Annotated in this window: 9 protein-coding genes; 7 read left to right on the top strand and 2 right to left on the bottom strand. The window is 64.5% G+C overall.

The window, feature by feature from the left end:
- The first annotated feature begins 59 nt into the window (after positions 1-59).
- Positions 60-401: a tryptophan synthase subunit beta gene (locus HU751_RS00045; protein WP_186734161.1), complete on the top strand. Its 342-nt coding sequence runs from the start codon at positions 60-62 to the stop codon at positions 399-401.
- Between the two features lie 59 nt (positions 402-460).
- Here HU751_RS00045 and lapD read toward each other — a convergent pair whose 3' ends face one another.
- Positions 461-2,407: a cyclic di-GMP receptor LapD gene (gene lapD / locus HU751_RS00040; protein WP_186734127.1), complete on the bottom strand. Its 1,947-nt coding sequence runs from the start codon at positions 2,405-2,407 to the stop codon at positions 461-463.
- Between the two features lie 10 nt (positions 2,408-2,417).
- Positions 2,418-3,119 (bottom strand): cysteine protease LapG, encoded by a 702-nt coding sequence (gene lapG, locus HU751_RS00035; RefSeq protein ID WP_186734126.1) that lies wholly within the window; start codon positions 3,117-3,119, stop codon positions 2,418-2,420.
- 271 nt (positions 3,120-3,390) lie between these two features.
- Here lapG and HU751_RS00030 point away from each other — a divergent pair, with 271 nt between their 5' ends.
- From HU751_RS00030 to HU751_RS00005, 6 genes are all read left to right on the top strand, one after another.
- Positions 3,391-4,083 carry a GntR family transcriptional regulator gene (locus HU751_RS00030; RefSeq protein ID WP_186734125.1) on the top strand — a complete coding sequence of 231 codons (693 nt, stop codon included), beginning with the start codon at positions 3,391-3,393 and terminating at the stop codon, positions 4,081-4,083.
- Between the two features lie 78 nt (positions 4,084-4,161).
- Positions 4,162-4,728 carry a hypothetical protein gene (locus HU751_RS00025; protein ID WP_186734124.1) on the top strand — a complete coding sequence of 189 codons (567 nt, stop codon included), beginning with the start codon at positions 4,162-4,164 and terminating at the stop codon, positions 4,726-4,728.
- A gap of 601 nt (positions 4,729-5,329) precedes the next feature.
- A complete protein-coding gene (locus tag HU751_RS00020; RefSeq protein ID WP_186734123.1) occupies positions 5,330-6,106 on the top strand; it encodes a DUF3050 domain-containing protein in 777 nt (258 codons plus the stop codon).
- Positions 6,103-7,032 carry a diiron oxygenase gene (locus HU751_RS00015; protein WP_186734122.1) on the top strand — a complete coding sequence of 310 codons (930 nt, stop codon included), beginning with the start codon at positions 6,103-6,105 and terminating at the stop codon, positions 7,030-7,032. Before HU751_RS00020 ends, HU751_RS00015 begins: the two co-directional genes overlap by 4 nt.
- A gap of 10 nt (positions 7,033-7,042) precedes the next feature.
- A complete protein-coding gene (locus tag HU751_RS00010) occupies positions 7,043-10,474 on the top strand; it encodes an amino acid adenylation domain-containing protein (protein WP_186734121.1) in 3,432 nt (1,143 codons plus the stop codon).
- Between the two features lie 31 nt (positions 10,475-10,505).
- Entirely contained in the window at positions 10,506-10,973 is a 468-nt protein-coding gene (locus HU751_RS00005; protein ID WP_186734120.1) for an SRPBCC family protein, read from the top strand.
- The last annotated feature ends 335 nt before the right edge of the window (positions 10,974-11,308 follow it).

Raw genomic sequence — 11,308 nt, 5'->3', positions numbered from 1 at the left:
TGAACTTTGCCTATGCTGCTGACTACCAAGAAGGATTCACCGTGACGAGGGATCACGCCATGTACTACGTGCAACGCGACGACCGAGGTCAGTTGCAGCGGGTAGAGGCCGCCGAGTTCTCCGGCTTCAACGAGATGTTGCCGTCCGACCATGTCGAGATCCAGGCATGGTTCGCCGACGACGTGGTGGAGAACAGCCTCAAGCAGCTCAAGCAGAGCGACCTGGACATGATCCGGGTACTGGAGGACCTGATCGAGGTACTGACCGCCAAGGGCGTGTTCAGCATCACCGACCTGCCGCCCGGCGCCCAGGCCAAGCTGCTCAGTCGCGCCAGCGCACGTGAGGCGCTAGGCGGCCTGAACAACCTGATCGAAGAAGATGAGAACGGCGGGTTGATCTGATCACGCGGCCAATGTTTGCGCCTGTGGGAGCGGGTTCACCCGTTCCCACAGGGTTCAACTCAACGCCAGGGTGCCGGCCCACCTACCAATTGCCCCTGAATCCCCTGCACACCCATCTCCCGTAGTACCTTCAGTTCCCCTTCGGTCTCCACCCGCTCGGCGATCAACGGCAGATCGATGCTGTGCGCCGCCCGCTGGATGGCCTCGATGAACAGGCGCTTGTGCCGCTCCTGGTCGATATTGCGGATATAGCCACCGTCGATCTTCAGGTAGGCCAGGCCCAGGTGGGCGAGGTTGCCGATCATGCTGAAGCGCCCGCCGAAACGCTGCAGTGCCAGGCTGAAGCCCAGGGCGCGCAGGCGTCGGGTCAGTTGCTCCAGCACCGATTGCTCGGGCAACTGCTCCTCGCCGATCTCGAAGGTCAACCGTCGTCCCAGCGCGCCATGCTGCCCCAGCAGCTCGTAGACCCGCTGCAGCGCCTTGGGGTCGGCCAGGGTCGCGGCCGACAGGTTCAGCGCCAGCGCCTCGCCATGCCCCTGCAAGTGCCTGAGTACCTTCTCCAGCACCAGCAGGTCCAGCCGCGCCATCCAGCCGAAGCGCTCCAGCCACGGCAGGAAGCGGCCGGCCGCCAGGGCTTCGCCCTGCTCGTCGTGCAGGCGCGAGATGACCTTGTAGTGCAGCACCCGTTCTGGCGCCCTGGCATCCACGACGGGCTGGAAGAACAGCTCGAACTGCCCCTTGTCCAACGCCTGGTCCAAGCGCGTGTGCCAGGCATGGTGGCTATCGGCGGCCTGGCCCGCGGCGCCCTGCTCCAGGCACACCCAGCCCGGCGCGGGCTGGCTCTCGGCACGGGCCAGGGCCTCGTCGGCAAGCTTGAGCAGCGCTTGCGGGGCATCCCCGGGGCTGTAGGGCGCCAGGCCAATGCAGGCCACTGGGTCGACATCACTGGCGCCGGTCTCGTGCAGGCTATGCAAGGTGGTCTCCAGGGCCTGGGCCAACTGGATCGCCTCGTCATGCACCATGCCCGGCGCCAGCACCGCGAACTCGCCGCCACGGCTGCGGGTGATCAGGTCGTTGGTCTCGGGGAAGTTCGCGCAGGTGCGGCGCAACTGCTCGCCCACCGCCTGCAGCAACTGGTCGGTGCGCTGGCCACCCAGGCGCGCGTTCAGGCCCGCCAGGTCCTGGACCCGCAGCAACAGCAGGTAGCCAGCACGGGCCTCCTCCAGATTGCTGACCCGGGCGTTGAGCTGCATTTCGAAGTATCGACGGTTGGCCAGCCCGGTAAGGCTGTCCTGGTACGACTCGGCACGCAGCTTCTCGCTGCGCTCGGCCTGCTCGGTGAACAGCGCCTTGAGTTTCTCGACCATCTGGTTCATTGCCTGCACCACCCGACGCAGTTCGGGCGTGCGCGGCAACTCCGGCAGACTGAGAAACTCGCGGCGGGCAATGGCATGGGACTGCGCCACCATGTAGTCGAGCGGCCGCAGCTGACGACGCAGCAGCAGCGCCCCAAGCACCGCGCTCGCCGCGCCGCACAGCAACAGCCAGCCCAGGCTGCCCAGGGCGCTCTGCCAGAGCTTGGCCAGGGCGAACATCGGATGGCTGATCACCTCGACCCGCGCCGCCTGCTGCCAGCCGCGGCTGACGATGGCGTCGCCACCGGCCGGGTCCAGGCCGATCAGCTGGATGAACCAGCCCGGCACGCTCCCTGCGTCGGGCTCGGCATGGCGCTCGACCAGCACGGCATTGGAGTCCAGGTCGATGACCTTGATGCTCGAATAGTAGCCACTGTCGAAGATCGAGCTGACCATCAGCTCGACCATCGCCGGATCGTCGATGTTCGGTGTCAGCGACAGCGCCAGCGCGGTCGCCGCATCCTGGGCATGGGAGCGCAGCTGGTTGACGTACTGGCTGCGCGAGCTCTCCAGGCTGACCATGAAGCTGCCACTGAAGGCGACCACCAGGAACAGGCAAATGGCTAGCAGCAATTGTTTGAACAGTGACATCTGTGCTCCTTCAGTAAACCGGTTCGGCCGGGAACCCTTCGGCCTGCATTTTCTTCAGCAAGTCCTGCCACCGCGACAGGCGCTTGGTGTCGCCGACCTTCTTGTTGCCGCCAGCGCCGGTCAGCCACAGGCCTTCACCGTTGAAGGCATACACCGGCAGCAGGTCGGTGCGCTGGCTGGCCGGCTTGATCGCGTCCATCAGGCTGTCGAGCACCAGAGGCTGGGCCTGTGGGCTTGAATAATAGGTCAGGACCATGTGCGCACGGTTCTGGCGCAGGGCCTTGACGTAGGTGATGCGCAGCTTTTCCGCTGGGATGCCCATGCGCCGCAGGCTGAAGTACTTGGCAATGGCATAGTCCTCGCAGTCGCCCGCGCCCTTGATCAGCGACTGCACCGGCGTGGCCCAGTAGTCGACCTCGTGCCACAGGTCGATGTCCTCTACGTAGCGCAACTGCTTGTTGAAGAACAGGTTGACCACCTGCAACTGCTCCAGCTCGCTGCCCTGCTTCTGTGCCGCCAGCAGGTTCTGCCAGGCATCGATGCGCCCCTGCCCCGGCCCCAGCGGGCCATACAATGCCTGCGCACGGCGGCTGATCTGCGAGAAGTCCCAATCCGCCTGGGTAGCGCCCAGCCACAGGCAGCCGAGCAGCACGGCAAGGCCGAGCCGGCGTGCGGTTGCATTGAGGGGCCAAGGTATCGCCACTGCGGACACCCGTTCAGATCAGTCGAAAGCAGCGATGGTGCGGGCTGACGCGGGAAAAGACAATGGCACCGGGTGCCCTTGCTGCCAACTGTCGGCAAACCCGCTTCGTACAAGGGCTGGCGACCTTGGCCATCTTCCCAATGCCGGCAACTTGCTTCACGATAGCCGCGTTTCGTGAGTGCGCCATGGCGCGCACGCTTGATCAATCCGTTTGACAAGCGCCCCCTTCCCTCACTAGGGTTATTGGATCCAATTTTCATGTTGCCGAGGCGAACCCCGCGTGGCTGAGAAACCCAAACTCCTGAGCACCGTGCTGGGCAGCGAGCAGGTACCGCCGCACCTGGCCCGCGGTGTCATCGAAGAGCGCCTGCGCAGTGCCATCCTCGACGGCCGCCTGCCACCGGGCACCGCCGTGCGCCAGCAGGAGCTGGCGACCCTGTTCGGCGTCAGCCGCATGCCAGTGCGCGAGGCGCTGCGTCAGCTCGAGGCGCAGTCCCTGCTGCAGGTGGTAATGCACAAAGGCGCCGTGGTGGCGCCACTGATCGGCGAGGATGCCGTCGACACCTACGCTCTGCGCGTGCTGCTCGAGACCGAGGCGCTGCGCCAGTCGATCCCCTTGCTCGATGCCGACGACATCGCCCTGGCCAGGGCGTATATCCGCCAGCTCGAAAGCGAGACCCGCCACGCCGAAATCGGCCGGCTTAACCGACTGTTTCACATGGCCCTCTACAGCAAGGCGCAGAACCAGAAACTGCTGCGCATGATCGAGATCGAGCTCAACGAGGAAGAGCGCTTCCTGCGCTTCCACCTGTCCTCGATGGGGCTGGGCAAGCTCACCCAGGACGACCACATCGCCCTGGTCGACGCCGCCAGCGACAAGCTGGTAGACGAAGCCATCGAGCTCCTGGAAGAGCACCTGAACCATGCCGCGCGCACCATCAGGAGCTACCTCGACAGGCAATCGGGCAACTGATCCTGCTCAACCGCGCAGCCGACCTCAGCGACCGCGTCGCTGCGCAGACACGATCCGCCACAAGGAACGGCAGTGCACGTGCAGACGCGACAGGAAACCACGCCCGACCAGCCGTCCAGGATCCGCCTGATCTGCCTGGCCAGCACCCGGCAGCAACTTGCCCAGTACCGCACCTGGGCCAGGACCCTCAGCGACCCCATCGAACTGGTCGCGGTCGATGTCCCGAGCATTGCCGACCTGGAACAGTCCGCCGCGCTGCCCGTGACCGGGCGCCTGACCCAGGCCCTGCGCGAACAGCTGCAGCCCTATCTCGTACAGCCCCACGCCCTGTTCGCCCAGGGGCTGGGCGCGCACATCGCGCTGGCCCTGATCCAGCAGGTGCAAGAGGCTTGTCCGGGGCAGACCCGTCACTTGTTTGTTTCAAGCTGTGACAGCCCGCAGTTCAGTACCAGCAACCTTCCATTGCACGTACCGATGACTGTGCTCTACCCGCCAGGCTCCCTGGCGGCGATGCTCGGCTGGCACAACCTGGTGCGTCGGGAGCTTGAGCTGATCGAGTTGCCGCTGCCATCGGTCGATGCCTCGATGCTCAACCAGCGTCTGGTACGCATCTTCAACAGCCACCTCGGGCTGCTCAGCTACTGACCCTTCCCCTGCCCTCCTGGCGCTGAGCAAGCGGATTTTTCCTCTGGCCTGCCTGCTGCCGGCCATGGCAGTGCCAGCATTTTGAGCACACTCTACTCCCCGCAGCGGCCGCTGATCATCAGACGTGGACCTGGCCGCCTGCCTCCTCATTCACCTGCAGAAGGAATCTGGCACCGGGGCAAGGACCGCACGCGATCAGCCGCCCTCCAATAGTCACTCTCCCATCTCCGTTCATCAGTGCTCCGAGTGAGGCATTCACTCTGTGTCTATTTTTCTGATCGTTATTTATCGGAAGGAGCACATATTGCCAAAATAAAACTTACCCAAAGTTTTATTCGGGCACTTATATTTCAAGAAAAGCCTGAGCGTAAAATAATCAAAAAAACAATTGCGGCAAACTTTGAAGTTGTTCTAACTTTTATAGCGCCAGCCAAGGGCGGCCAGGCATCACCGTGGACGCCTTGCCAGACAAGCCCTGCCGGCCTCTACCCGTTGTTCGATGTCGAAATTTCATTCGAGGCACCCCTTCGCCTGGAATTTATATAACGAACAATGTGCAGAGCAACTCCATCCCTGAATGCCATCCATAACGGACCTCATCATGAGCACATTGAAGCGCACACTTTCCGACAAGAAACATGAACTTTCCCTGCACCCACTCTTTTCCGAGATCGACTCGCTGCAGACATTGCGTCGATTCATGGAAACCCATGTTTTCGCAGTCTGGGACTTCATGTCGCTGACCAAGCGCCTGCAGCAGGAGCTGACCTGCGTCAGCCTGCCCTGGCTACCACCGACGGATCCGGCTGCGGCACGCCTGATCAACGAGATCGTATTGGGCGAAGAATCGGATGACCGCCTCGACCACGGCCACTACAGCCACTTCGAACTGTACCTTGATGCCATGCGCGAGGTCGGTGCCAGCACCCAGGCCATCGATCGCTTCATCAGCCTGCAACAGCAAGGCACCACGGCCATCGATGCCCTGCAACGCTGCGGTGCCAGTGAAGCCGCCCAGCAATTCGTCCGCGACACCCTCGAGGTGGCCCTCGACGCACCGGCCCACCGGGTTGCGGCCGCCTTCCTGCACGGCCGGGAAAGCGTGATCCCGGCGATGTTCCAGCAGATCCTCGACGAGTGGGGCATCGGCACCGAGCAGGCGCCGACCTTCCGTTACTACCTGCAACGCCACATCGAGGTGGACTCCGAGGACCACGGGCCTGCCGCCGAACAGTTGCTGGCTCGCCTGGTCGATCACGACCCGCTGCGCCAGGAAGACGTCTACGTGGCCGCCATCGCCGCGGTGGACAGTCGCATGGCGCTGTGGGACCGCCTGCGAGCCTCGCTGCAGACGCCTGTCGCCGAGGTCACCCCATGAATGCCCTCGAGTACCGCTCCTTTGCCGAAGCCTGGGAGGCTCGGGCGACCATCCGCACCCGACCCCGGCGCCTGGTGGAGGATGACCAGCGACTGATCTACCCCCTGAGCCGCCAGCCCCTGGTGCTCGGCGCGACGTTCCAGCGCGAGTGTCCGCAGCTGCGTGATTTCGTGCTGGTGCAAAGCCTCTACAAGTTCATCAACGATGTGGTGATCTTCGAGACCGAGATCGTCGACCGCACCGCCCGGCGCATCGCCAAGGACCGCTTTGCCGTGCGCTTCCCGTTCGCCTGCCGCTACGACGCGATGACCGTGGTGGTGGACGAGGACTATCACGCCCTGGTGGCAATGGACTTCCTGCAGCAGACCATCGCCCTGACCGGCATCGAGCCGATCGCCCTGCCCCAGGAGATCGAACTCAGCCGCGCCATCCCGGCCGTGCTGGACCAGGTGCCCGAGGGCCTGCGCGATGCGCTGGAGCTGATCTGCGTGGGCATCGCCGAGAACACCCTGACCGACGATGTCGCGGCCTTTGCCAAGGACGACTCGGTCAAGCCCTCGGTGAAGGGACTGATGGCCGATCACCTGCTGGACGAAGGCCGTCATTCCAGCTTCTGGGCGCGGCTGACGCGCATCTACTGGCACACCGCGCCGCAAGCGGATCGACAGGCGATCGCCAAGGTACTGCCGCTGTTCCTGCGCCAGTACCTGACCAGCGACATCCAGCAGGCTTTCGACTGCGCCCTGATCGCCGCCTTGCCGGTGAACGAAACGGTGCGCCAGGCCCTGCGCGAGGAAGCACAAGGCCTGGCCTACCCGATCAATCACCAGCATCCGTTGCTGGGCAACATCCTGCGTTTCTTCCGCAGCAGCTCGATGCTCGAGTCGCCCTGCGTGCAAGACGCCCTGCGCGATTACCTGCCCTGAGGACCTGGACATGAGACGCCTCGACATACTCCTGGTGGGCAACAGCCCCACCCTGGAGGCATTCGCCCGCCTGCTCCACGAGCACGGCCATGGCTCGGCCACCGCCGACAGCGCGCAGACCTTGTGCCAGCAGCTGTCGGCCCGGCCGGACCTGGTGGTGGAAGATGGCAGCCTGGCCCTGGGCAGCAGCGACTGGCAGCCCCTGGGTGACACGCCGCTGCTCAGGCTGCGCCTGGGCGCCAGCTTCGCCGAGCCCCTGCCGCAACTCGAAGCCCTGTGCTGGTGCGGCAGTGCCAGCGCCCAGCGGCTGATCCAGCGAGCTGCGATCCAAGCGCCAAGCTCCGGCAACGGCCAGCAGTTGCGTGAAGACACCCTGCAGGCCTTGTGTGATCAACTGGCCCTGCAGGTCACCCGCTTTGCCCGCAATCCTGCATATTTGCAGGAAGCGCCCGCAGTAAGCCCCGGCGACCAGGAGCGCGAGCATGGCCTGGACTGGCTGGAAGCACTGGCCTACCGCCACCCGTTCAACCGCACGCTGCGCGCCGACCTGCTGGAGAAGGCCGAAACGGGCCTGGTCGAAACACTGGAGCACAGCCTGCGCCTGCATGCCGAATGCTCCGCCCTGAACCACGCTGGCCAGCGCTCAAGCTATCGCCAGTTGCATGCCCGCACCGTCGCCATCCAGCAGGCCCTGGCGCCGTTACTGCCCGAGTCCAGTGAACAGCCGCCGGTGGTCGCCGTGTGCATGGACAAGACGCCCGACCTTTATGCCAGCCTGCTGGCAGTACTGGGCTGTGCAGCCATCTACCTGCCGCTGGACCCGGCCACTCCGGCCGAACGACGCCAGTCGATCCTTGAGGATGCCGGTGCCTGCGTCGTGCTGCATGACGGGCATGTGCCTGTGGATATCCCCCATGTGGATGTACGCAGCCTCGCAACGACACCGGGCATGGCGTTGCCTGGCCTGGCGCTGCGCCAGGCCCACGCCGAGCAGGCCTGCGTGGCGATCTACACCTCCGGCACCACCGGCCAGCCCAAGGGCGTGCTGCTCAGCCAGCGCAACCTGGCGCACTTCATGGCCTGGTACCGCGAGCATGTGGCCTTGGACGGACACAGCCGAGTACTACAGTTCTCTACCATCGGCTTCGATGCCTCGCTGCTGGACATCCTGCCGACCTTCGCCTGCGGTGCCGAACTGGTGTTGCCCAGCGAAGACCAGCGCCGTGATCCGCAGCAACTGGTACAACTTATCCACAGCCAGGAAGTCAGCCACGCGTTCCTGCCACCGGCCCTGCTGAGCATCCTGCCACGCGATCTCCACCTCGGCCTGCGCCACCTGATCACCGGCGGCGACGTCTGTGAGCCGGAGGTCATCGCCCGCCTGGCCGGTCAGTGCCGGATGCACAACATCTACGGGCCGACGGAAACCACCGTGCTGGCCACCACCCGGGTGTTCACCAGCGGCGACAGCAACCGCAACCTGGGCCTGCCGATCGCCAACACCCAGGTGCTGATACTCGACCAGGCACTGCAACCGGTAGCGGAGCAGACCCCGGGCGAGCTGTATATCGCCGGGCCCGGTGTCGGCCTGGGGTATCTGAACAAGCCGGAATTGACCGCTGAACGCTTCGTCGAGTTGAACCTGCCCGCCGGCCGCACGCTGCGTGCCTATCGCACCGGCGACATCGGCAAGTGGACCGCGCAGGGTATCGAGCTGTGCGGGCGGCGTGACAACCAGGTGAAGATCCGAGGCTTTCGGGTCGAGCCCGAGGAGATCGAGCACTGCCTGCGCGACAGCCACCTGTTCGCCCAGGTAGCGGTGGTGATCGACGCACAGCGCCGGATCCTGGCCTTCCTCGCCTATCCGCAGCGGGCCGATGCACAAGCCTTGCTGCGCGATCATGCCGAACGGCACCTGCCCGACTACATGCGCCCGATGTTCTACCAGGTGCTGGAGCACATGCCCTATACGGCCAACGGCAAGGTAGACCGCCGAGCGTTGTCGGCGCGGCCACTGACCCTGCCAACGAACGCGCGCATCGCGCCGGCGACCGAGACCGAAAAGCGCCTGCTGCAGCTGTGGAGCGAATTGCTGGAGCTGCCGCCAGCCGACATCTCCATGGACGACAGCTTCTTCAACCTGGGCGGGCACTCGATCCTGCTGTCGCGCCTGTTGCTGGAGATCCGGGAACACTTCGGCCAGGGTGTGGCGATCAACCGTTTCATCGAGCAGCCGACCCTGCAGCGCCTGGGCGCGCTGCTCGACGGCAACGATGACGCGCTGCAGACCTCCCTGGCGCGCCTGGAGCAGGACGCCAACCGCGATCTCGGCCTGCAGGTGCTGCCGATGGAGCGTCTGGGCGATGTGCACAAGGTCATCGTCACCGGGGCCAACAGCTTCCTTGGCGTGCACCTGGTCGAAGCCCTGCTGGAATGGGGCGCCACCGAAGTCGCCTGCCTGGTGCGCCGCGCCGGTGGGCAGTCCGCCGAGGAGCGCTTCGCCCAGTCCCTGCGGGACAACCATATTGCCCTGGACCTGAGCCGTGTACGGGTGTTCGAGGCGGACCTGCGCAAGCCGCTGCTGGGCTTGTCCCAGGCCGATTACGACGACCTGGACAACAATTATGGCGCCCTGCTGCACAACGCCGCGCAGGTCAACCATGTACTCGACTACGAGGTGCTGGCCGCCGACAACATCGAGCCGTTGTTCGAGTGCCTGCGGCTGTGCGAAGGCCGGCGCAAGAAGATCTTCAACTTCGTCTCGACCCTGTCTGCGTGCAGCGCGGTGGACAACGACGGTCGCGTGCTGGAAAGCGATCCAGCCAGTACCCCGCCGATCTACATCCGCAATGGCTACAACCTGAGCAAATGGGTCGGCGAGCGCATCCTCAGCCGTGCCCGCGAGCAGGGCGTGTGGGTCAACCTGTTCCGCCCCGGCAACATCACCTTCGACAGCCGCACGGGCGCCTGCCAGCCCCAACGCAACCGGCTGATGCTGATGCTCAAGGGTTCGCTGCAACTGGGCCAGGTGCCGGGGCTGGAGATCGACTTCGACCTCATGCCGGTGGACTTCCTGTCCCGTTTCATCGCCTTCCATAGCAGCCGCCACCAGGCTGGCCAATGCGTGTTCAACCTGCACAACCCCGAACCGCTGCGCTGGCGTGACTACCTGGCGTCGTTCCATGCACAGGGCCACGCCTTCGAGCTGGTCAGCGTCGAGCAGTGGCAGCGCCAGTTGGCCAGGGTCGACCGCGACAACGCGCTGTACGACGTCCTGGGCTTCTACCTGGACGGCTTCGAGGAGGACATAGGCGACATCTCCGGCATCGCCCACGACAACGCCCGTGCCGGCGTGCAGCGCATGGGTGCCCGTTACCCGAGCAAGGACCCGGCGCTGCTCAGCCGCGGCTGCCGCTACCTGGCCGACATCGGCTTTATCTGATCTCTTTTATCCACAACAGGAGCAACATCCCATGCAAGCACTCAAACCCGACACCCTGATCCGCAACCCGCAAGGCTGCCTGGTGGTTGCCAGCGTCGAGATCGCCGCCCCGGCCGCCAGCGTGTGGAACATCGTCGGCAACTTCGCCGGTTTCCCGGTGTTCATCCCTGCACTGGCGCATATCGAGATGACCGGCACTGGCGTGCGCTCGGTGCGCAAGAAGCTGTTCAAGGATGGCAACGTGGTGATCGAGCAGTTGAACAGCCGTGACGAGCAGGCCATGCACATGACCTGGAGCCTGATCTACACCAGCCTGAATATCGGCAACCTGTGGGCTGCCATGCAAGTGCAGGTGATCGATGCCAACCGCAGCCGTGCGACCTGGACCATCCAGGCCGAGCCCTGGGAGGGTGGTCCAGAGGCCCTGCCGGGCTTCCAGGCGTTCCTGCAGGGCTTTGCCGATGAGGCGATGGGCAATGTGCGTAATCTGCTGAGCTGATATCACTGGCAGGGGCGTATGCCCCGATAGCAAAAAGGCCGCTCCCAACTGGGAGCGGCCTTTTTTTGTCTTGGATGTCAGGGGTCGGGGGATAGCCCTTCAGGCTGTGCTGTTGCACGGCAAAAAGAGATCTCTGTAGGAGCGGCTTTAGCCGCGATGCAAGCAACTCGGTGTCTGGCACCCGCTTCGCGGGTGATCGCGGCTGAAGCCGCTCCCACAGGGGGCCGTGCTGTGCCTGGGAATGCTGTTCCCTTCACGACAGCCCAGGGAGCTCGCGCATTGATACCCTGAAAAGACAAAGCCCCCGACCGCATCGCGATCAGGGGCTTTGGAAT

Source organism: Pseudomonas peradeniyensis (assembly GCF_014268935.2).
Taxonomy (GTDB): domain Bacteria; phylum Pseudomonadota; class Gammaproteobacteria; order Pseudomonadales; family Pseudomonadaceae; genus Aquipseudomonas; species Aquipseudomonas peradeniyensis.
This window is presented reverse-complemented; position numbering and strand designations above follow the sequence as displayed.